The sequence below is a fragment of the Luteolibacter sp. LG18 genome (assembly GCF_036322585.1).
GTDB lineage: Bacteria > Verrucomicrobiota > Verrucomicrobiia > Verrucomicrobiales > Akkermansiaceae > Luteolibacter.
Genome location: NZ_AP024600.1, coordinates 5,735,901 through 5,757,608, shown reverse-complemented (window position 1 = coordinate 5,757,608; position 21,708 = coordinate 5,735,901). Strand labels below are relative to the sequence as shown.

The following is a 21,708-nucleotide window of genomic DNA, read 5'->3' as shown; positions in this document are numbered from 1 at the left end:
TCAACGACGACGGCGCAACAGGCCCAGGACGGCCAGGGAACCGAGCAATGCGGCGGACGGTTCCGGCACCGCCGTGATGCTCATCGCATTGAGCGTGGCGGAGTCCGCGGTGTTGGTGCCGCCCTGCTCGGTGAACCGGAAGGAGGCGGCACCGGTATTGTCCGCGAGGATGGTGAAAGTGAGGCTCTGGCGGTTGCCGTAGGTGCCCAAGGTGCTCGTCCCGTCGCCGGACTGGATCGCCGCGCTGCCGCTCGTCCACGAGGTGTTGCGTCCGCCGTAGACGGTGATCGCGTAGGAGGAGTTCGCGGCCAGCCCGGTGAGGGACAGGGTCACGAAGCCGGTGGTGCCGTTGTTGGCGAAGACGCCATCGCCGGTCGCGAACCCTTGGTTGAGCAGGCCCGGAACCGTGGTGCCGGGGTCGGTGTTGTTGAACGCCGCGCCCCCGAAGCCGGTGGAGGTGGGGGAGAAGGTGACGTTGAGCGAAATGCCGCTGCCAGCGTTCGTGGTGTCCACCAGATTGGCGGCGGTACCCGCCGCGGAGATGGTGGTCCAGGCGTTGCCGTTGGTATCCCCGGTGGGGAAGGTCGGGGAGGAACCTCCGACAGAAGCGAAGTCGACCAGCACGGTCGCGCCGTGGACGGTGGAGGCCGCGGCCAGCAGGCCGGTGACGATCAAGGAATGGATGTTCATGGTGTTTTTGCAATGCGGGGGAAGCGCCCGCTCTTCTGCTGCGGGGCGTCCATGAACACAGCCGCCGCCACCGGTTCCTTAACGTGGAATCCCGGTGTGGAAATTTTTCGCGGTGGAGCGGACTTTTTTCCGGATTTCAGGTTAAGATCCGGGGCTTTCCGGTCGTGAAGAACGATGGCCCCTGTGACTGACACCGATTCCTGCCATCCGGTTCCCTCGGAGGAGTTCGTCGCGTTGCTGACGAATCTCCAGGCGGAGCTGTGGACCTTCCTGCTGGCGCTGATGCCCGGTCACCCGGACGTGGCCGATGTCCTGCAGAAGACCAATGTCGTACTCTGGGCGAAGCGGGAAACCTTCGAGCCCGGCACCAATTTCCGGGCCTGGGCCTTCACCGTGGCCCGGTTCGAGGTGAAGGGGCATTTGAAATCGATGAGCCGCAGGCCGTTGTTCGTGTTCGATGAGGAGGTTCTGGAACGCCTCGCCGAGGATGCGTCGTCGGCCATCGTGCCAGCGTTCTCGCGCTTGGAGGCCTTGGAGCATTGCCTGTCGAAGGTGCGTCCGGAGGACCGGCAGTTGCTGGAGCACCGCTATCAGAACGGCAAGAGCCTCCTGGAATACGCGGCCGCCCACAAACGCAGCGTGTCCGGCCTCTCCGTGACCTTGTTCCGGCTGCGGTCCTTGTTGCGCCGCTGCATCGAGGAGACGCTCGTGGAGAAAGGGGTGCATCCGTGAAATCGCGGGAACTTGAAGAGGCGATCCAGCGTTTGCTCGACGGCACGTTGGAGGAAGAGCGGGCCCGCGAGCTTCAGGAGATCCTGAAGCACGATCCGCAGGCGCGCCGCCTGTATCTTTCCTATGCCGGTTTGCAGCAGGCTCTGGAGTTCCGCCTCGCCCGGCCGCAGCCCGGCCCCGACCACCGTTTGGTCACCGCCTGGCGGTTGCGGAAGGAGCGTTGGCGCACCTGGCGGATCGCTGCCATCGCCGCGGGGATCGTGATCGTGGCCCAGTTGCTGGTGTTCCGCTCGATCGTCGGTTCCGGCGGTGCCTCCAGCGCCACCGTGAAACTTTCACCCTACACGCTGTCGTCGCTTCGGGATCCAACCGGCGCGGACCAGTCCGATGGCCGGATGGTGCCCGGCTCCCGTCTCAGCCTCGCCCAAGGGAATGCCGAGCTCACCTTTCCCAATGGCACCAAGGCCCTGGTGCAAGGGCCCGCCGAGCTGACCCTCGTGAAGAAGGGCGAGTTGAATCTGGAACGCGGGGTCATCTGGTGCCTCGTCGCGCCGAAGGACCACGGCTTCCGCGTGAATACCCCGGAGCTTGAGGCGGTGGACATGGGCACCGATTTCGGCGTCGTTTCCGATCCGGATGCCATGGACGAGGTCCACGTGTTCTCCGGCACGGTGGAGGTGAGGAACCGGAAACGGTCTGCGGATCAGGTGATCCTGCATGGCGGCGAGGCCCGCACGATCGGCTCCACCGGCCTGCTCGCCTCCATTCCATCGCGACCCGATCATTTTCCGCGGGTGCTGCCGGACAGCCTGCCGATGGTCCGTTTCGACTTCGCCGCCGCTTCCGGTGGAGCGGTCAAGGTGACGGGGGATCATCCGGAGATCGCGGATATTTCCGCGAGTCTGGTGCCGCAGGGCGATCCGCCGCTGGTGGTGCCCGGCCATGCGGGAAGCGCCCTGCGCTTCCAAGGCCACCAGGACCGTGTGCAGACCAATTGGCCCGCCATCGCCGGAAATGCCCCGCGCACCGTCACCTTCTGGCTGAAGGCCGATCCTTCCGCCAACTTGTCCCAGCTCCCCGCGATCCTCGGCTGGGGCAATCCGAAGGTGCCGAACGGAAAGTGGAAGATCCTCCTCGCCCAAGAGCGCCCCGGCATGCCGGCCTACCCCCGCATTTCCTTCGGCTGGCATGGCTATGACTCCGCCGTGGCGGTCAATGACGGGCAGTGGCACCACTGCGCCATGACCTACACCGGGCGCATGAAAGCCGACGGTCATCCGGACGTCAGCATCCATGTCGACGGGGCGTCGACCGCCATCCGCTACCAGGATTTCCAATCTCCGGGCGGCCAGTCCCGTGAACCGGAAACCGCCACCGGGGCCAATGGCCAGCCGCTGGCCATCGGCTATTTCCGTGAGGATTGGCCCTCCCGTAGTTTCAACGGCTGGATCGAGGATGTCCGGATCTACGCCGGGGTCCTGCCGGAAGAAGCGATTCTCGGCCAAAACCGCGACGAAACCCCGCGGAAATGACCTTCCGAACGGCCTTTCGGGGACGCGGATGATTCGTTTGCCGCGGGGCTCCGCTCCTGTTAGCCTTCCCGCGGTGAAAGTCGGCATCCTTGCCAATCCCCAGAAGTCCGATGCCCGCAGGGTGATCGGAGAATTGCGCGAAGCATTGGCCCGCCACGGCATTGAATCGGTGCTCGAGGCCGTGACCGCCGAGTGGGTCGGCGAGCCCGGCGGGGTGGCCGGACGCGATTTCCAGAAGGAAGTCGATTTTGCCGCGGTGCTCGGCGGCGATGGTACCATGCTCCACGCGGTGGCCCGCCTCGGCGTGTTCGAAAAACCCGTCGCCGGCATCAACATCGGCACCCTCGGGTTCCTGACGAGCTGTACCGATGACGAGCTCGAGCTTTTCGCCTCCTCCCTGGCCACCGGAAAATACCGCACCAGTCGCCGCACCCTGCTCGAAGCCCGCGTGTGTGACAACGGTGAGCCGATGGACCCGTTCTACGCGCTCAATGAAATCACCCTCGCCCGCGGCCAGACGGGTCGTCTGGTCTCGCTGCTCGCCAGTGTCGATGGCGAGGTGCTCAACCACTACCGCGCGGACGGCCTGATCGTCGCCACCCCGACTGGCTCGACGGCCTACTCGCTTTCGGCCGGTGGTCCGCTCATCGAGCCCGCCGCGAAGGTGTTCCTGATCACCCCGATCTGTCCCCACAGCCTCAGCCAGCGCTCGCTGGTGCTTTCCGACGAGGTCGAGATCGTGCTCTCGCCGGAACGGAAAGAAGAGGGGCCGATGCTGTTCACCGTGGATGGCCGGGAAACCGTGCAGATCTCCACCGGCACCCGGATCATCGTCCGGAAGGCCCCCCACGGGTTCCACCTGCTGAGGCTGGAGGGCCGCTCGTTCTACGAGGCCCTGCGCCAGAAACTGAAGTGGGCCGGGGTTTGAGCGCCTGATTCCATGACCCGGAGCGGCATGGAAAGACGCTTTACGTGGAGGGCCCAGCCTCTAACTTGGCAGCGTTGATGGAAGTGACGGAGGAGAGACTCGATACCCTGCAATCGGTGGAACTGGCCGAGGGGGTGGAGATACGTCTTCGCATTGCCGGGCCGTTCCTGCGTGCCGGGGCCTTCTTCGTCGATCTCCTCATCCAGGTCGGATGTGTCGTCGTGGTCGCGATCGTGCTCGGCATCGCCGGCATGGCGATCGGTGGTAGTGTGGCCGGTGGGCTTTGGCTCCTGTTCTGGTTCGTGCTCCAGTGGTGGTATCCGGTGATTTTCGAGGCCGGGAAACGCGGTGCCACCCCGGGCAAACGGGCGATGGGACTCCGCGTGGTGCAGACTTCCGGGGCTCCCATCACGGTCGGTCAGGCGATCATCCGGAATTTCCTCCGGTTTGTGGATTGCATCCCCGCGCCCTTTCCCGGCGTTCCGTTTGTCACCTATGGTTTCGGGCTCGCCAGTTGTCTGGCCACGAAACGCTTCCAACGCCTCGGCGATCTCGCCGCCGGGACGGTGGTGGTCTACGACCGCATCCCGCCCGAGCCGGTGGTCGCCGCTCCGCCGCCGATGGCCTCGGTGCGGCCTCCCGTGCTGCTCACTGCCGATGAGGTCCGCGCCCTCGCCATCTTCCGGGACCGCGCCGGCCTGTGGTCCGAGGCGCGCCGGATCGAGATCGCGGACCACGCTTCCGAACTCAGCGGCGGAAAAGGTCCGCTCGGCGTGGGCCGCCTGATGGCGATGGCCCACTGGCTTCAGGAAAAACGCGACCAACGATGACCTCGGGCGAATTCGAAAACCGCAATGCCGCCCGCTGGGCGGAATACGAGCGACTGGTCGATGCCATGGAGCGCGGCCAGGAGATCGGCGGCGTGGAACGTCTGCCGCAGAGGTTCCGCGAGTTGTGTCTCGATCACTCGCTGGTCCAGGCGCGCATGTATGGCATCCGCCTTGGCGAGCGCCTCAACGCGCTGGTGATCCGCGGCTACAAGCTGATCTACCGCTCCCGCCGCCATGGCTGGGAGTCCGTCGTGCGCATGGCCGCCGTGACCTTCCCCGCCACCGTGCGGAAGGAGTGGCGCTTGTTCTGGCTGTGCAGCGCGGTGTTCTGGATTCCCTTTCTCCTGCTGGTGTGGGTGGCGAAGCATGACCTCACGTGGATCCAGTCGATCCTCGGCAGCCAGGGCATGGCCCAGATGGAGGAGATGTATGGTGGCGATAGCCCGCTCGCCAAAGGCCGGCCGGGCATGGGCTCGGATTTCATGATGTTCTGCTTCTACATCCAGCACAACATCGGCATCGATTTCAGCATTTTCGCCGGTGGTATCCTCGCCGGTCTTGGCACCTTGTTTTATCTCTTCTTCAACGGCCTGCACATCGGAGCCGCGGCTGGATACTGCAATGCCGTGTGCAATCCCCAGGCGTTCTGGTCGTTCGTGGCGGGCCATTCCTCGTTCGAGCTCACCGGCATGGTGATCTCCGGAATGGCGGGCATGCGCATGGGCCTCGCCATTCTCTGGCCCGGTCGCTTGCCCCGGGTGCGCGCCCTGGTGGAGGCGACCAAGAAGGCCATGCCACTGATCTACGGAGCCGCGGTGATGACCGCCTGCGCCGCGGTGCTGGAAGGCTTCTGGTCCGCCCAGCCCCTGACCTGGCTGCCGGGCTCGGCATATGCGTGGAAATACAGCGTCGGCGCGGTGCTGTGGCTGCTGCACATCGTGTATTTCCTTTTCGCGGGAAGGAGGGCGGGGGATGCGGCTTGAAGATGTGACCGCCGAGCTCCGGCCCCGCAGCGATTGGGAGGCCGTCGACCTCGGGTTCGCCATGGCGCGCCGTGCGTTCTGGCGCTGCCTGTCCATCTGGTGGCTGGCCCTGCTGGTGCCCGCCGTCGTGGGCATCGTCCTGCTCCGGAACCATCCGTGGTGGTTCGTGGCCCTGTTCTGGTGGTGGCGGCCCGCCGGGGCCCGCATGGTCCTGTTCGAACTTAGCCGCCGCCTGTTCGGCGAGAAGCCGGTGTGGCGGCAGGTGTGGCCCCAGCTTCCCCGTGCCTGGTGGCGGCGGTTTTTTCACCGCTTCCTGCTCGCCCGGTTCTCGCCGTGGGCACCGATCACGATGGCCGTGGAGGATCTCGAAGGGCTCCGCGGCGCCACCTGCCGCCAGCGGACGCGCCTGCTCCTGCGCCGGGGCGAAAGCGTGGCCTTCGGACTCTCCGCCGGGGGCGCGTTCATGGCCGTGTGGCTGGCGCTCGGGCTCATCGGCTTGTTCCAGATGCTGCTGCCGGAAGGCCAGGACGGCATCTACACCCAAGCGAGGCAGGCTCTTTCCGCGGGCAACCTGGCCCTGCTGCCGCTTGCGTCCTGCTGGATGATCGTCGGCTGCCTCATGCTTTCGGTGTCGCTGTGCGATGTGTTCGTGACCGGCGGGGGCTTCGGTCTCTACGTGAACAGCCGTAGTTGGATCGAGGGCTGGGATGTGGAGCTCGCGTTCAAGCGCCTGGCCAACCGTCTTGGCGGTGCCGCCGCGGCGGTGCTGGCGATCTTGTTGTGTTTCTCTCCCGCGCCCGCCCAAGCCGCGCCGCGCCCGCCCTCCGAGGTCATCCGAGAGGTAAAATCGCATCCCGATTTCGAAACCCGCAGGATCAAGGTCCGCGACCCCGATCCCTCGACGAGTTCCTCGTCCTCTTCCTCCTCCCCGCCGAATTGGCTGGCGGGGCTCGTGGGTGGCTTCGGCTATCTTGTGGCCGGTGTGGCGGTGGCGGCGCTGATCGCCGGGATCGCGTGGCTGCTGTGGACGTTCCGGCATGTCTTTATGAACCGTGGATTGCCGGGAGCAAGGGGCGATTTCCGCCCCTCCGCCCGTGTGGTCATGGGCATGGAAGTCACCCGTGATTCGTTGCCGGACGACATCCCGACCAGCGCGTGGAAACTCTGGATGGCGGGCCGTCGCCAGGAGGCCCTCGCCTTGCTCTACCGCGGTGCGATTTCCCGCATCATCGAATCGGGCCGTGTCGAGATCGCCGAATCCGATACCGAGGGCGATTGCCTGCGCCGGGTCCGGGATGCGGGCGGCGCGACCGAGCCTGCGTATTTCCAGGATCTCACCGGCGTGTGGATCGGTCTGGCCTATGCCAAGACCCTGCCGCCGGATTCCGCCGTGGAGGCGCTATGCCGCCAATGGCCCTATGTGGAAAGGCGGTCCGCGTGATCCTGCGGAACCTGATCCTGCTGCTGGCTATGGCGGTCGCTCTCACCACCTGCACGCCCGCGAAGTATCATGAAGAGGAGCGCGGCTACAAGGGCGCGGCCGAGATCGATCCCTGGCTGGGCGCGGAGCGCTTCCTCGGAAGCTACGGCCATGAGGTGTCCCTGATCACCTCATGGCATCCGCCCGAACCCGATGAAGCCGTCTGGTTTGTGCCGGCGCATGTCATCGCCAATGAAACCTTCGCCCGCCAACTGGACAACTGGATGCGGAACGGCGGCCACCTCGTGTGTCTGGTCGACTACTCCACTGCCGCCAGCGATTGGGATCTCTACTCGAATGCCCACATCGATCCCGCGTTTGAGAAACTGCTGGGCTGGCACGGGTTCTCGATCGAGTCGGATTCGTCGTGGATTCCGCCCTCTCCGAAGTCCCCGGTGAAGCCGCCCGTTTCGGTCCAGTTTCGTGGCAAAAAGTACGAAACCGGAGCCGATTCCGGCTGGAACGTCTCGGTGCTGAATGCCACCTCCGGTGAGTTCGCCACCGCGGTCGTGGGCCAGGGGCGGATGACGGTGGTCTGCGACGCGCGTTTGTTCCGAAATCGCTGGATTGACGAGAAGCAGCACGCCGAGCTGCTCAAGGCGCTTACCGATGCGGCTCCGGCGCGGGGCAGTATCGTTTTCGTCCGCGCGGCCACCCTCTCGCTGTGGAAGCTGCTTTGGGACCGGGCCTGGGCGGTCGTGCTCGGCGGTGCGATCGTGCTCGCCTTCTGGCTCTGGAAGAACCTGCCGCGCTTCGGCCCGCTCGAAGCTGCCGAGGCGCCTTCGCCCATGCGCGGCTACGATCACCACCTCGAGGCCCTCGGTGACTTCCAGTGGCGTCTCGACAAGGCGGCCACCATGCTCGGTCCGATCCGCGAGGAGATCATCGAAAAGGCTCATCGCCTCCTCGTCCGCATCGGACGCCAGGACGCGGACATTTTCCAGGTGCTGGCCGAGCGCGCCGGCATCAGCCGCGAGCGCGCCCATCGCTCGCTTGCGGAGCCGGCCCCGGCCGATGCCGCCGTTTTCACCCGCACCGTCGCCGATCTCCAAGCCATCCGCCGGGCTCTCGATTGAACGATTCCATCTCCACCTTCTCCACTTCCATCCCGCCATGTCAGACGAAGCCTATCCCGCCGCTCCGCAACCCGCCGGACCGCCTCCGCTCATCACGGCCATCCGTTCCGAGATCGCCCGTGTGATCCTCGGCCAGGACACGGTGATCGATCAGGTCATCGCCGCGCTGCTCGCCGGTGGGCACGTGCTGTTGGAAGGAAAGCCCGGCCTTGGGAAGACCGCCCTGGTGTCCGCGCTCGCGCGCACCTTCGGCGGGCATTCCGGCCGAATCCAGTTCACGCCCGACCTGATGCCATCGGATGTCACCGGCTTCCGGCTCTTCGACATGCGCAGCCAGACTTTCCAGCTCCGGCAGGGCCCGGTCTTCACGAACCTGCTGCTGGCCGATGAAATCAACCGCGCCCCAGCCAAGACCCAGGCCGCCCTGCTGGAGGTGATGCAGGAGCGCCAGGTCACCATCGATGGTGAGACGCTCTCCCTCTCTCCGCCTTTCATGACCCTCGCCACCCAGAACCCGGTGGAGCACGAGGGCACCTATCCGCTGCCCGAAGCCCAGCTCGACCGCTTCCTGATGAAGGTGGTCATCGATTACCCGCGTGAGATGGACGAACGCGAGATCGTCGCCCGTGCCGCATCCGAGAGCCCTGGCACCAATGCGCCAATCCAGATCGTGTGCCGCCCGGAGGACATTGTCGCCGCCCAAGCTGCCACCGCCTCCATCCAGGCCGTTCCGGAGGTCGTCGGCTATGCCGTGGCCCTCGCCCGTGCCACCCGTGACGCCCGGCAGGTGGCTTTGGGGGCGGGCACCCGTGGAGCCATCGCCCTCGTCCGCGTGGCGAAGGCCTACGCCGCCATGCAGGGGCGCGGCTTCGTCATCCCGGATGACATCAAATCCGCCGCCCTGCCGGTGCTCCGCCACCGCGTCCAGCTCACTCCGGAAGTCGCGATCAGCGGCCAGGAAGTTGACGAGGTCCTGCGCGGCATCATCGACGCCGTTCCCGCCCCGCGTTCCTGAATCATCCTCTCCCTCGTCTCCGTTTCCGCATCTTCCTCTTCCGTTTAGGATTTTGGATTTCGAGCTTAGTGCTTTCTTCGAATGCGTCCCACTTCCACCACCACCTGGCTCATCTTCGTCTGGGGGCTCACCGGACTGCTGGTGTCGTGGTTTCCCGTGGTCGCGTGGCCGTGGGCTTCGATCGGCGGGGTGATCGCGCTGGTGCTGCTCGTGGATGCCCTGCGTCTCCGGTCGCGTCCGCCCGTGGAGATCGCCAGGCGGTTGCCGGGCCGCTTCGCGTTGGGGGAGCCGGGGGAGGTGAGACTGACCCTCCGGAATTCGCTCCGGAAGGAACAGCATCTGGAGATCTTCGATGGCATCCCGACCTCCGCCATGGCTCCCACCATGCCGTGGGCTGGAGTGGTGCCCGGGGGGCGGGAGATGCGGGTCCTCCATCCCGTGACCGTCGGGGTGCGTGGCGAGGTGGTTTTCGGCCCGATCCAGATGCTGGTCCGCTCCGATTGGGGCTACTGGAAGCGCCTCCATCGGGTGGGTGACGCCGAGCCGGTGAGGGTCTATCCGAACTACGAACCCGTGGTCCGGTTGGCGCTGCTCGGCATGCAGAACCGCGAGAACCCGATGGGCATCGTCCGCCGCTCGCGCCCTGGATCGAGCCGTGAATTTCAACAGCTCCGCGACTACCGCGAGGGCGATTCCCTCGCCCAGGTCGATTGGAAGGCGACCTCGCGGAAACAGGCACTCATCAGCCGGGCCTATCAGGAGCAGCGTAACCAATCCGTGGTCTTCCTCGTGGATACCGGCCGCCGCATGCGCGCCATGGATGGCGATCTCCCGCAGTTCGATCACTGCCTGAATGCCATGCTGCTGGTGGCGCACGTGGCGCTTCGTCAGGGCGATCATGTCGGCGTCCAGTCCTTCGGTGGCACCCAGCGCTGGCTGCCGCCGCTCAAGGGGCTGCATGCCATGCCGGTGCTGCTGAACCACCTCTACGATTACCAGACCACCCCCGAGCCCAGCGATTTCGCCGGCGCGGTGGAGGCCCTGATGACCCACCAGCGGCGTCGTTCGCTGGTGGTGGTGCTCACCAACCTCCGCGGTGAGGATGGCAAGGAGCTGGTCCCGGCCCTTCAGGTGCTTTCGTCCAGACATCTTGTCCTGCTCGCCAGCCTGCGCGAACGCACGGTGGACGAGGCCAAGGAGCTGCCCGTGGCTTCCTTTGGAGATGCGCTGCGCTTCGCGGCGGCCGACCGCTATCTGGCGGAGCGCCGCGAGGTTCTCGCCGAGTTGGGCGCGCGCGGGATTCTCACTCTTGACACCACCGCCCAAGAGCTCGCCATTTCCCTGGCGAACCGCTACCTCGACATCAAGGCGGCGGCCCGTTTGTAAACGGTGACAAAATCGGACATCGGTTTGTACGCGATCACGGAGTTGTGATCAGGCCCGAATCATGAGAATCTCTTCCTCGTAAGGGATAGCACTGCCCCCCAAAGGGCCCGCGGGCATCGGAAGCAAGGGATCTGGTGCCCGCGGTCATCCCCTTCAAGGTTGAAGGGAATCGCGGGAAGTTGTGGGTTCGAGGTGGAAAGATATCAAATTTTCCCTTCATCCAACCGTCCGGCAGCGTAGGCGCCGAAGACCGCGCGGATCTCATCCCGCACCCGTCGGAATACCGCCATTTGCTCGTCCTCGGTGCCCGTTGCGTGGGCCGGATCGTCGAAGGGGAAGTGGTGGCGGTTTGCCTGCCCGGGGAACATCGGACAGGCTTGGTCGGCATTCCCGCACACCGTGATCACGGTTTCAATGGGCTCGTGGAGGAATTCCTCGAGGTGCTTCGAGCGGTGGCCGGAGATATCGATGCCGATTTCGTCCAGCGCGCGGATCGCCAGCGGATGCACGTAGCCGGCGGGCTTGGAGCCCGCGCTGGCCACACGGTAGCGGTCGCCCAGCGCGCGACGCAGGATGCCTTCGGCGAGGTGGGAACGGCAACTGTTGCCGGTGCAGAGGACGAGGATGGTGGGAGGGGTGGTCATGAGTGGGAAAGGATTCAGCATTTGCCGCCGCAGCAACCCGGCTCGCGGACGCCGATGCAGAGAGGGATGGCGATCAACGCGCCGAGGACGGTCGCCACCGGATAGAGCCAGAGATGTTCGAAATGTCCGCTGACCAGCGCCGGGGCCAGCGACCGGGCGGGGTTCATCGATGCCCCGCAGATCGGTCCGGCGAACATCGCTTCCAGCGCGATCACCGAGCCGATGGCGATGCCCGCCGTGATGCCTTTTTCCTTCGCGCCCGTGGAAACGCTGAGGATCACCAGCATCAGGATGGCGGTCAGGACGATTTCGAGGATGAAGCTCTGTGTCCCGCTTCCCGCGGGCAGGGTGGCGCCCAGTGTGGCAGAAGCCGGAAACAAGAGCTTCAGCAGGCCGCTGGCGGCGAAAGCCCCGGCGAACTGGGCTGCCACGTAACCCGGGAGATCCCGCCAGGGAAACCGCCCCGCCACCGCAAATCCCAGCGACACCGCCGGATTCAAGTGGGCCCCGCTGACGTCGCCGAAGGTGTGGATCATCGCCAGCACCACGAGGCCGAACACCAGGGCAATGCCCGGGTGACCGATGGCACCTCCCGAGGCTTGGTTGATCACGATGGCCCCGGTCCCTGCGAAGAGCAGGATGAAGGTGCCGAGGAATTCGGCGAGCAGGCGTTTCATGGGATCAGCAGCAGCCACGTGGACCGCAATGGGGTTTTCCTCCGATCGCCGGCAGGCGTTCGAGGGCGGGCAGGCCGCACAATTCAGGGGCGAGGCACTCGGTGTGCTTGTGTTCCAAGTGGAGGATCACGGCTTCCCCGGTCAACTCGTGGCGGGCGATGGTGTATTGGGAAATGACCTGGTCCTCGTATTCGATCTCCACCGGGACCGAGCCATCGGGGACGATCTCCCGGGCCTTGTTCAGGATGGCGGCCATTTTTCCGGTTTCGATCCGGTGGTCGTAGTCGGGCCCCACCCACACCTGGAGCTGGCAGGTGATCGATTCGCGGCGTTTGCCCCCGCAATCGAGGAAGGTCTTGTGCAGCCTTCCCACCTCGGTGACGTGGAACGAAAGCGGCACCGCTTTCCCTCCTGGCAAGGTGATCCGGAAGAGGCGCTCTCCATGATGGGCGAGCAGGTCCTTGAGTTCGGAGAGGGTCATGGCTGGCAGCAGTCGGTGGTGGAGCTTTTTCCGAGAAGAGCCTTGGGTCCCCGGCAGCAGCTTTGTGCCCGCACTTCGAGGCGCGCGGCGGCGCGTGCCGCATCCGCTTCCAATCGCGGACCGGGAGTGGTGGGGAAGTGCCTCGCGATATCGCCCAGCAGTGCCCGGGTCCGGGGTTCGATCCGGAAGTAGGTCCACTTCCCGCAGCGTTCGCTTTCGAACATCCCGGCCTTGCGCAGGATCTGCACGTGGCTGGAGACGGAGGACTGGGGCATCACCAGGATGTCCGCCAATTCGCAAACGCACAGCGCCTCATCCTTCACCAGCGAGACGATGCGCCATCGCGTCTCGTCACCCAGCGCTTGGAAAATAGAAACGAAGTTCTCCGTCACGAGAAAAGTCGTAACGATTAAAATCGTTGTGTAAATCCCAAAGACGCGGAGGCTGGGGAAGGCTCATCTCCGGGATGAATGAATATCGTCACCCGTCGGCGGGGGCCGCTTGTCGATGAAAATAGGGGCGGGCACAGTGATGGCGATGAATCCAAGGGGGGAGCCGGGAGTGGCGATTGTTGGCGGCGGAATTGGTGGCTTGGCCACCGCGGTTGCCTTGGTGCAATCGGGGATTCCGTGCATGGTTTACGAGGCCGCTCCGCGCCTGACTGATGCCGGGGCGGGCATCACGTTGTGGGCGAATGCGGGTCGGGTTTTGGAGGCTCTCGGGATCTTGCCCGAGGTGCTGCGCTGTGGTTCGGGGCTGACGGAACTCCAGCTCCGGAATCCGAAGGGTGAGGTGTTGAGCCGGACCAATCTGGCGGATTTCGGGGGGAGTCCCTTGTGCGTGCCGCGTGGGGACCTGATCCGGTGTCTGGCGGCGTCCGTCCAACCGGAGCGTCTGAAAACCGATCATGCTCTCTCCGGGATTCAGGAGGAGGGTGGTGGCTATCGGCTCACGTTTGAGAATGGACAAGACGCATGGCATCCCGCGGTGGTGGGAGCGGATGGGATTCATTCCCGGGTGCGCGCTTGGCTCCACGGTGAGCGTCCGGCCCGTTACGCGGGCTATGTCTGCTGGCGAGGCTTGGCGCGGGTGCCGGTGGAGAAGGGGATTTTCTTCGAATCCTGGGGCGAGGGACGGCGCTTCGGGCTCGCTCCCTGTGGAGACGGCATGGTGTACTGGTATGCCACACTCAATGCAGCCGCAGGCCATCGTCCGGATCGGCATCGACCGGCGTTGTTGGAGACCTTCGCGGATTGGGAGCCCCGGGTTGCCGCCGCCATCGAAGCCACGCCGGAAGACGGCATCCTCCTGCATGACATCCGGGACCGTCCGGTCCTCCGGCGTTGGGGGCGCGGTGCCTGCACGCTGTTGGGCGATGCCGCCCACCCCTCTACCCCGAACCTTGGACAAGGTGGGGGAATGGCTTTGGAGGATGCTCTCTATTTCGCCCGCTGCCTTTCGAGCCAATCCGACATCACCACCGCCTTCCGCCTCTATGAAGCCGGTCGTGGAGCCCGAACCCGGCGGGTGGTGGAACTCTCCGCGCGGATGGGGCGGGTGTCCCAGCTTGGAACGCCGGGGCTCTGGAAGCTGCGGAACCATGCCATCCGCCTCCTGCCATCCTCCGGCTTCCGGAACCAAATCGCGCCGCTCCATCGCCACGATCCCACGGTCATTCCGTGAATGTGAAACGGCGCGGCTCCTGGTGGAACCGCGCCGCCACATCACGCGAACAAAATCAGATCAGACCAAGCCTTGGCGCAGGGCCTTCGAGACGGCTTCGGTCTGGGTGCGGACGTGCAGCTTCCGGTAAACGGAGCGCAGGTGCATGTCCACGGTGTGCTGGGAGATGTCAAGGTTGTCGGCGATCTCCTTCTTGATGAAACCCTTCACCAGCAGACGCAGGACTTCCTCCTCACGGGTGGTGAGGGGCTCGATCTTCTGGACCGGGCCGTAGCGGGCGAAGCCTTGGAGGATCATGTTGGCGATCGGTGCGCTGAGCGCGGAGGCCCCGTGGACCACATCGCGGATGCCGCCGAGGATTTCATCCGGATCGGCCGTCTTCAGGAGATAGCCGGAGGCACCGTTGCAGATGGCGCGGTAGACGCGTTCACGGTCGTCGAAGGCGGACAGGATCAACACCTTCAGCTCGGGCAGCACCTGGCGGATTTCATCCAGCACCTGGAGCCCGTCCCGGCCCGGCAGGCCGAGGTCGAGCAGGAGCACATCCGGGCGCTCCGTGGTGAAACGGAGTTTTTCGAACAGCTCATCCGGGTGGGAGAAATGGTGCGGGCAATCGATGTCAGGCTCGCCCGCAAGCAAGCGGCGGACATGCTTGGCGAACACTTGATGATCTTCGAGAATCCAGACTTGGGTCACGGTGGTGGAAGTATCGTTCATGACAAGTTGGGGCGAGCAATGAGGTGTGCCCGTCGAACGACGAGGCGGAGAAGCGTGCCGACTCCGGATTCGGACTCGACGTGAAGCTGGCCTTCCAGCACGCGGGCGCGTTCCTGGAGCTTGTGGACGGTGCCGGTGCGGGCGTCGCCATCCGGTGGCAGGCCGATGCCGTCGTCGTGGACTTCCAGCACCAGCCGCTCGCCTTGGTCCGCCAGGCGGATCGAGACGTTGCGGGCGCGGGAGTGCTTCACGATGTTGTGCACCGCTTCCTTGTAGAAGAGGAACAGGTGGCGCTTGGCATCGAGGGTGAGCTTGCTGGCCACCTTGGTGGACTGGCATTCGATGGTGTAGTCGACTTCCCGGAGCAGGCGCCCGGCGGTTTCGCGCATGCGCTGCACGAGGTCGCCGATCGAGTCCTGGCGGCGCTCCAGCAGCCACACGATGTCGCGCATGGCGAGCGAGCTTTCCCGGGCGATGGATTCCACCTCGCCGAGGTCCTCCAGCACCTCCTCGGGGCCCTGCAGGCGCACGAGGTCCTTCTTCGCGGTGCGGGCGATCAGCGAGATGCTGCCGAGATTGCTGCCGATGTCGTCGTGCAGGTCCGAAGCGATGCGCTTGCGGAGCATGTCGAGCTGGTTCTTCGAAATCAGGCGGCGGCGTTCGACGATCACCACCGGGATGAGGAAGGTCAGGCCGAGCGCGACGGCGGTGCCCCAGGTGGCGTTCAGCTCGCTTTCCTGGGCCATCTGCGTGCACATCGGGATCCGTGTAGCCAGTTCGCGTTCCAGGTTCTGGCGCTCCCATAGCTGGGACAACCACACGTCCACGCCGATGATCTGACGCATGCTGGCGAAGCCATCGGTGAGGGTCGCGACCTCCGTGGCGGTGCCCTGGTGGGTACGGGTGATTGGCTTGCCAAGCACCACGTTCGAGCCCTCGGACCAAGCCTGGATTTCGGAGAGCCCCTGCAGATTGCGGCTGCCCATGGACCATGCCCGGTCGCCGGTGATCCGGATCGAGCGGGCTTGGAGATTTTGAAGCGGGATGACGAAGGGGATCTTGCCGCTGAGTTCGTTCTTCAACGTGTCGATGCCTTCCACCTTGCGGGCATTGCTGCCATCGGCCTCATCGGAGATCCACACGGAAAGCTGGCTCGGCAGCACCGCCCCTTCGGAAAGCTCGCTGATTTCGTAGGGAAAAAGCACCAGTCGCTCGAGCGGCATCTTCCGGCCGAGGTCGACCGACCACGAGACCTCGTCGGTAGGGCTAGCGGCGTCGACGAGGTCGCCGCGGTTCGGGCTCCAGGCGCCCGACTGCCAGATGCCGAGAGGCATGCGGCCATCGGTGAGATACTCCGGAGCCCACAGGCCGGGAATCGTCAGGGAGCCGGGGGCATCCACGTGGCTGCCGAAGGAAACCGGCCGGGTGCCGGACAGCACCACGAGTTCGGAAAGGGCGAAAAGGTCGGCTACGCCGCGGTTCCGGCCGGCGTGGACGGTGAGGCGCACATAACGGGCGGCAATACCGCGGGCCGAGAAGCGCGCGGGGGAAAGCTCAGGATTGGGGAACGCCGTGGGACCGGAGGTGTAGATGACCTTCTTGTTGGCGAAGTCGGCCGCTTGCGAGGCTTCCAGGGTGAACCGCTTTGGGAAGAGGCCCTCAGGCTCAGCGGGTTCCCGCTGGGCCGGGACCAGGTAAATCCAGTCCAGCGGGTATTCATTTCCCAGATCCAGAATGATCACCGGATCGGGGGAAGTGGCGGTCAGGCGGGCCATGCGGCAGCCGTCCGCGGCTTTGAGAGAGTGTTCCTGGGCTTCTGCCAAGGAACCGACACGCTTCCGGATCCACGAAACGCGGTCTTCCGACTCCACGAGCCGGGAATTGAACATCCGCGCCACCCGCCCGATCGGGTTCGCGATCAGCGTTTCTTCAACGGCGCGCGCCGGAGGAGCGGTGAGCCACGCCATCAGGGCCAGCGTGGCGCCACCGACGAGGCGCCGGTAAAGGAGGTTTTTCATTGGGGGTTTCACAGGGAACAGCGGTCGGAAATTATCAAATTTCAAAAAGTGTTCAATCTTTTTTAAATTTTCACCGACGCGGATATCCTATCCGTTTTCTGGACAGGAATCACGCCCGATCCATCGACTAATGCTTTATGAGAATGAAACGCATTTAGATTCAAAAGGTAAAGAAAACTTAATGAATAAAACGAAAACCGGCGCGTTGTTGCCAACGCGCCGGAAGATTATTTCAGGGCCGGTGCCTCACGGGCACCCGCTCTCAAGCGAGGGTGACCAGCAGGTCGTCGCTGTCGACTTGGTCGCCCTTTTGGATCAGCACCGACTTCACGGTTCCGTCGGCGCTGGCGCTGACAGTGGTGAGCATCTTCATGGCCTCCAGGACCACCAGCTTGTCGCCCTCCTTCACTTCCTGGCCCGGGGAGACGGCGACCTCGGTGACCATGCCGGGCATCGGGGCGCAGGCTTGGGCGGGATCGGACGGATCGCCCTTGGCGCGGGCGGCCTTGGACACGGATTGGAGGGACTTGTCCGCCACCACGCTCTCGCGCGGCATGCCGTTGAGCTCGTAGAAGAGCGCGCGGCGGCCTTCTCCATCCGCTTCTCCGATGGAGATGAGCTTGATGATCAGTGTTTTACCCGGGTCGATTTCGATTTCGATCTCCTCGCCGATGTGTAGGCCGTAGAAGAACGCCGGGGTCGGCAGGCCGCTGAGGTTGTCGTATTTCCCGCGGAAGGCGTGGAATTCGGCAAACACCTGCGGGTACATCAGATGCGAGTAGAGGTCGTCCTCGTCCGCCGTGCGGCCGATTTTTTTGGAAAGCTCGGCACGGGTGGCTTCCAGATCGACCGGTTCGGCGAGCTCGCCGGGGCGCTTGGTGGTGGCCTTGCGGTTGCCTAGCACCACCTTCTGGACTTCTACCGGCCAGCCGCCGTCCGGTTGGCCGAGGCCGCCGGAGAGCATGTCGATGACGCTTTCCGGCCAGTCGATCGAGCCGGGTTTCAGGTTCGGGACGTCCGCCGCCTTGATGCCGCGGGTGATCAGGAACATCGCCATGTCGCCCACCACCTTCGAGGACGGGGTGACCTTCACGATGTCGCCGAACAGCAGGTTCACGTCCGCGTAGGTGCGGGCGATCTCGCGCCAGCGGTGGCCGAGGCCCATGCCGACGGCCTGCTCTCGCAGGTTGGTGTACTGGCCACCGGGCATCTCGTGCTCGTAGACCTCCGCGGTGCCGGCGCGCGGGGCGGAGTCGAAGGGCTTGTAGAAGGCCAGCACCTCCTCCCAGTAGTCGGAGAATTCGTTGAGCGCGTTCGCGTCGAGACCCGGGTCACGCTCGCTGCCGGCGAGGGCGGCGCAGACCGAGTTCAGGTTCGGCTGCGAGGTGGAGCCGGACATCGAGGCGATGGCCAGATCCACGATGTCCGCCCCGGCCTTGGCGGCGGCGATCACCGAGGCGGCGTTGAGGCCGGAGGTGTCGTGGGTGTGGAAGTGGATCGGGATGCCGATCTCCTGTTTGAGGGCGTGGACGAGGTTGTAGGCGGCCTGCGGTTTGCAGAGGCCGGCCATGTCCTTGATCGCCAGGATGTGGGCGCCCATCTTCTCCACCTCCTTGGCCTTGGCGATGTAGTAGGCCAGGTTGAACTTGTCGCGCTTCTCGTTGAGGATGTCGCCGGTGTAGCAGATCGCGGCCTCGCAGAGCGATTTGCCGTGCTCGCGCACCGCGGTCATCGCCACCTCCATGTTGGGGAGAAAATTGAGCGAGTCGAAGATGCGGAAGATGTCCATGCCGCTGTCCGCGGCGTGTTTCACGAATCCGGCCACCACGTTGTCCGGGTAGTTCGAGTAGCCGACGGCGTTCGAACCGCGGAAGAGCATCTGGAAGCAGATGTTCGGCACCTTTTCGCGCAGACGGCGCAGGCGGTCCCACGGGCATTCCTTGAGGAAGCGCATCGCCGTGTCGAAGGTCGCGCCGCCCCAGTTCTCCAGCGAGAAGAGCTGCGGCGTGCGATGGGCGATCGCCTCGGCCACGCGCAGCATGTCGAAGGTGCGCATGCGGGTGGCGATCAGCGACTGGTGGGCGTCGCGCAGGGTGGTGTCCGTGATCAGCAGGCGCTTCTCATCGAGGATCCACTGCGAGAATTTCTCGGGGCCCAGTTCCAGCAGCAGGTCACGCGAGCCCTTCGGCACCTCGGCGTGGTGCTCGATGATCATCGAGTCCGGCAGGCGGGCGGGCGGCAGGATGGCGGCGGGTTTCCAGCCCTTGGCCACCGCGTTGCCGTTCAGGGTGATGTCGGAGAGGTAGGACAGCGTCTTGGTGGCGCGGTCGCGCTTGGCCTTGAAGCGGAAGAGTTCCGTCTTGGTGTCGATCAGCTTGGTGTGGGCCTGGCCGGTGCGGAAGGTGTCGTCGCGGATGACGTTCTCCAGGAACGGGATGTTGGTCTTCACCCCGCGGATGCGGAACTCTCGCAGCGCGCGGTCCATGCGCTGGCAGGCGGTTTCGAAGCTGCGGCCCATGGCGGTGACTTTCACCAGCATCGAGTCGTAATACGGCGTGATCACCGAACCGGCGTCACCCGAGGCCGCGTCGAGGCGGATGCCGAAGCCGGCGGCGGAGCGGTAGTTCAGGATACGGCCGTAGTCCGGCGCGAAATTCTTCTCCGGGTCCTCGGTGGTGACGCGGCACTGGATGGCGTAGCCGTTGCACGGGATCTCGGCCTGAGGCGGGATGGCGATCTCGTTTCCGAAAAGGGAGTGCCCTTGGGCCACGAGGATCTGCGAGCGCACCAGGTCGATGCCGGTGACGCACTCGGTCACGGTGTGCTCCACCTGGATGCGCGGGTTCATCTCGATGAAGAACCAGTCCTTGCGGTCCATGTCGTAGAGGAACTCCACGGTGCCCGCGTTGTTGTAGCCGATGCCCTGGGAGAGGGTCACGGCGGCGTCGCAAAGCTCCTTCCGCAGCACTGGATCGAGGCCGATGGACGGCGCGATTTCCACGACCTTCTGGTAGCGGCGCTGCACGGAACAATCGCGCTCGTGGAGGTGGACCACGTTGCCGTGCTGGTCGCCGAGGATCTGCACCTCGATGTGCTTGGCGCGGGAAATGTAGCGCTCGAGGAAGACAGCGGGGTTGCCGAAGGCGTTCTGGGCCTCGTTCTGGGCCTCCGTGAGCAGGCCCTGGAGTTGGCTGGCCTTCTCGACCACGCGCATGCCGCGGCCGCCGCCACCGAAGGCCGCCTTGATGATCAGCGGAAAGCCGATCTCGTGGGCCACCTTGAAGGCCTCGTCGGCATCGGTGATCGGTTCCTCGGTGCCGGGCAGGGTCGGGACGTTGTATTTCGCGGCCAAGGTGCGGGCCGCGGTCTTGTCGCCCATGTTCTCCAGCAGCTCCGGGGACGGGCCGATGAAGATGATGCCTTCGCGTGCGCAGGCCCGGGCGAAAGCGGCGTTTTCCGAAAGGAAGCCGTAGCCCGGGTGGATCATCGTCACGCCCTTCGATTTTGCCAGCGCCACGATGCCCTCGACGTCCAGATAGGCGCCCACCGGGCCCTTCTCGCGGTTCAGCGCGTAGGCCTCATCGGCCTTGAAGCGGTGGATCGAGAAACGGTCCTCCTCGGCATAGATCGAGACGGTCCGCAGACCGAGTTCGTTGGCGGCGCGGAAGATGCGGATGGCGATCTCGCCGCGGTTCGCGGCCAGCAGCTTCGCGGGACGATTGGCGTTTTCAGGCATTACGCTGTGTTTCTACGAAGGGCGCAGCGGGGGAGGGAAGGGGAAAACCAAGGCAATCCAACCACGGAATGCGACGGGAGGGCGGGTTGCTTGCAAATGGCGCATTTGGGCTTGGATGGACACGGCGCCGGAACGGGTGGAAATCCCGGTTTCGATCCCACTGGGCCGCAGGGGGCGGGGGATGTTAGAGAATGGGAATGAGTTCCGGTCTGTACAACATCGTGATGTTCCTGCCCTCCTTGCTGGTTCTTGCCGCGCAGTGGATCGGCCTTTTGTCCATGGGGACTTTCAAGAAAGGGGGATGGAGGCTGATGGTGGCCGGCACGTTGTTGTCCACACTGGCGGCGGTGATTTCCATCGGGTTCTTCCTGATGCGCGGTGCCGGTGCCTACACATTGGCGGTGAAGGCGATGACGATCCAGCCGGTCGGGCACATCCTCGGTGGCGTTCTGTTTGCCGCCGGTTTCATCTGGCATGCCTTCGCCGTCCGCTCGGCGAATGAGCATCTCCAACAACTCGAAACCCTGACCACCGCGATGGCGGAGGAACTCCGGGTGCTGCGCGACGGCGCGAAATGAGGTCGCTCAGCGGATCGCCACGTAGGTCCCCTCGAATTCAACCTGCGGGCGATCTTCCGGACCGAGGACGACCGTGAGTGGAATCGATGCTTTGCCCGCCTTGGCGAAGCGCGCCTTGAAGCGGGTGATCGCCTCGGGACCCGGATGCAGGCAGGTGGCGCGCAGTTCGCTCGCGACCGGGTGCTTGTAGGAGATCCGGCTGGCGCGGATGACGATGTGGCTGTCCCGGTCATCCAGCTCCAGCCATAGCAGGGCGTAGCCCGCGAGCGTGGCGACGGCGGCGAGACTGCCCCCGAAGGCGGTGCCGAGGTGGTTGTGGTTCGCTTCCAGAGGAGCAGTCAGAGTCAGGCCGGACGCGTCGTAGGACTCCAGCCGGACCCCCATCGCCTTCGACAGGGGGATGCGGTCATGAAGGAAGCGTTCCGTCTCCAACAGCAGGCCCTCGTGCATGCGCCAAACTGAATCCGGGATGGCGGGGCGTCCAGCCTCCGAATCCAGTGGCGGGCCGGATAGACCGTGCTA

Annotated in this window: 20 protein-coding genes; 11 read left to right on the top strand and 9 right to left on the bottom strand. The window is 64.9% G+C overall.

The window, feature by feature from the left end; genetic code table 11:
* A complete protein-coding gene (locus tag llg_RS22845) occupies window positions 1-690 on the bottom strand; it encodes a PEP-CTERM sorting domain-containing protein (RefSeq protein ID WP_338287400.1) in 690 nt (229 codons plus the stop codon).
* Window positions 691-864: 174 nt separating this feature from the next.
* Here llg_RS22845 and llg_RS22840 point away from each other — a divergent pair, with 174 nt between their 5' ends.
* The 9 genes from llg_RS22840 (at window position 865) to llg_RS22800 (ending at window position 10,652) form a co-directional block, all read left to right on the top strand.
* Window positions 865-1,422 carry a sigma-70 family RNA polymerase sigma factor gene (locus tag llg_RS22840; protein WP_338287399.1) on the top strand — a complete coding sequence of 186 codons (558 nt, stop codon included), beginning with the start codon at window positions 865-867 and terminating at the stop codon, window positions 1,420-1,422.
* Complete coding sequence (locus llg_RS22835; protein WP_338287398.1) at window positions 1,419-2,954, top strand: LamG-like jellyroll fold domain-containing protein; 1,536 nt, start codon at window positions 1,419-1,421, stop codon at window positions 2,952-2,954. The genes llg_RS22840 and llg_RS22835 overlap by 4 nt, the downstream gene beginning before the upstream one ends.
* 73 nt (window positions 2,955-3,027) lie before the next feature.
* Window positions 3,028-3,882 carry an NAD(+)/NADH kinase gene (locus llg_RS22830; RefSeq protein WP_338287397.1) on the top strand — a complete coding sequence of 285 codons (855 nt, stop codon included), beginning with the start codon at window positions 3,028-3,030 and terminating at the stop codon, window positions 3,880-3,882.
* A gap of 77 nt (window positions 3,883-3,959) precedes the next feature.
* Entirely contained in the window at window positions 3,960-4,712 is a 753-nt protein-coding gene (locus llg_RS22825; protein ID WP_338290187.1) for an RDD family protein, read from the top strand.
* Complete coding sequence (locus tag llg_RS22820) at window positions 4,709-5,695, top strand: stage II sporulation protein M (RefSeq protein WP_338287396.1); 987 nt, start codon at window positions 4,709-4,711, stop codon at window positions 5,693-5,695. The genes llg_RS22825 and llg_RS22820 overlap by 4 nt, the downstream gene beginning before the upstream one ends.
* Window positions 5,685-7,136 (top strand): hypothetical protein, encoded by a 1,452-nt coding sequence (locus tag llg_RS22815; protein WP_338287395.1) that lies wholly within the window; start codon window positions 5,685-5,687, stop codon window positions 7,134-7,136. The genes llg_RS22820 and llg_RS22815 overlap by 11 nt, the downstream gene beginning before the upstream one ends.
* A complete protein-coding gene (locus llg_RS22810) occupies window positions 7,106-8,251 on the top strand; it encodes a DUF4350 domain-containing protein (protein ID WP_338287394.1) in 1,146 nt (381 codons plus the stop codon). The genes llg_RS22815 and llg_RS22810 overlap by 31 nt, the downstream gene beginning before the upstream one ends.
* Before the next feature lie 37 nt (window positions 8,252-8,288).
* A complete protein-coding gene (locus llg_RS22805; RefSeq protein WP_338287393.1) occupies window positions 8,289-9,266 on the top strand; it encodes a MoxR family ATPase in 978 nt (325 codons plus the stop codon).
* Window positions 9,267-9,347: 81 nt separating this feature from the next.
* Window positions 9,348-10,652, top strand: coding sequence for a DUF58 domain-containing protein (locus llg_RS22800; RefSeq protein ID WP_338287392.1), 1,305 nt, complete (start codon window positions 9,348-9,350; stop codon window positions 10,650-10,652).
* 203 nt (window positions 10,653-10,855) lie between these two features.
* On the opposite strand, the gene llg_RS22795 is transcribed toward llg_RS22800, so the two are convergent.
* Genes llg_RS22795 through llg_RS22780 form a run of 4 tightly spaced genes read right to left on the bottom strand, consistent with a single transcriptional unit; the run spans window position 10,856 to window position 12,846 of the window.
* Window positions 10,856-11,296, bottom strand: a complete 441-nt coding sequence (locus tag llg_RS22795; protein ID WP_338287391.1) for an arsenate reductase ArsC — start codon at window positions 11,294-11,296, stop codon at window positions 10,856-10,858.
* 14 nt (window positions 11,297-11,310) lie between these two features.
* A complete protein-coding gene (locus tag llg_RS22790; RefSeq protein WP_338287390.1) occupies window positions 11,311-11,973 on the bottom strand; it encodes an aquaporin in 663 nt (220 codons plus the stop codon).
* 4 nt (window positions 11,974-11,977) lie between these two features.
* Window positions 11,978-12,454: a DUF6428 family protein gene (locus tag llg_RS22785; protein WP_338287389.1), complete on the bottom strand. Its 477-nt coding sequence runs from the start codon at window positions 12,452-12,454 to the stop codon at window positions 11,978-11,980.
* Window positions 12,451-12,846, bottom strand: a complete 396-nt coding sequence (locus tag llg_RS22780) for a metalloregulator ArsR/SmtB family transcription factor (RefSeq protein ID WP_338287388.1) — start codon at window positions 12,844-12,846, stop codon at window positions 12,451-12,453. The genes llg_RS22785 and llg_RS22780 overlap by 4 nt, the downstream gene beginning before the upstream one ends.
* A gap of 115 nt (window positions 12,847-12,961) precedes the next feature.
* Here llg_RS22780 and llg_RS22775 point away from each other — a divergent pair, with 115 nt between their 5' ends.
* The gene (locus llg_RS22775) at window positions 12,962-14,137 is read left to right on the top strand and encodes an FAD-dependent monooxygenase (RefSeq protein WP_338287387.1); all 1,176 of its coding nucleotides are present in this window, start codon (window positions 12,962-12,964) and stop codon (window positions 14,135-14,137) included.
* A gap of 60 nt (window positions 14,138-14,197) precedes the next feature.
* On the opposite strand, the gene llg_RS22770 is transcribed toward llg_RS22775, so the two are convergent.
* The 3 genes from llg_RS22770 to llg_RS22760 all read right to left on the bottom strand — a co-directional run bounded on the left by llg_RS22770 (window position 14,198) and on the right by llg_RS22760 (window position 20,608).
* A complete protein-coding gene (locus llg_RS22770; protein WP_338287386.1) occupies window positions 14,198-14,854 on the bottom strand; it encodes a response regulator transcription factor in 657 nt (218 codons plus the stop codon).
* Window positions 14,851-16,872: a histidine kinase gene (locus llg_RS22765; RefSeq protein WP_338287385.1), complete on the bottom strand. Its 2,022-nt coding sequence runs from the start codon at window positions 16,870-16,872 to the stop codon at window positions 14,851-14,853. The genes llg_RS22770 and llg_RS22765 overlap by 4 nt, the downstream gene beginning before the upstream one ends.
* 262 nt (window positions 16,873-17,134) lie before the next feature.
* Window positions 17,135-20,608, bottom strand: a complete 3,474-nt coding sequence (locus llg_RS22760; protein WP_338287384.1) for a pyruvate carboxylase — start codon at window positions 20,606-20,608, stop codon at window positions 17,135-17,137.
* Window positions 20,609-20,805: 197 nt separating this feature from the next.
* On the opposite strand from llg_RS22760, the gene llg_RS22755 reads away from it, so the two are divergent.
* On the top strand, window positions 20,806-21,186 hold the full coding sequence (locus llg_RS22755; RefSeq protein WP_338287383.1) for a hypothetical protein: 381 nt from the start codon (window positions 20,806-20,808) through the stop codon (window positions 21,184-21,186).
* Window positions 21,187-21,192: 6 nt separating this feature from the next.
* Here llg_RS22755 and llg_RS22750 read toward each other — a convergent pair whose 3' ends face one another.
* Window positions 21,193-21,636, bottom strand: coding sequence for a YiiD C-terminal domain-containing protein (locus tag llg_RS22750; protein ID WP_338287382.1), 444 nt, complete (start codon window positions 21,634-21,636; stop codon window positions 21,193-21,195).
* Window positions 21,637-21,708: the final 72 nt, after the last annotated feature.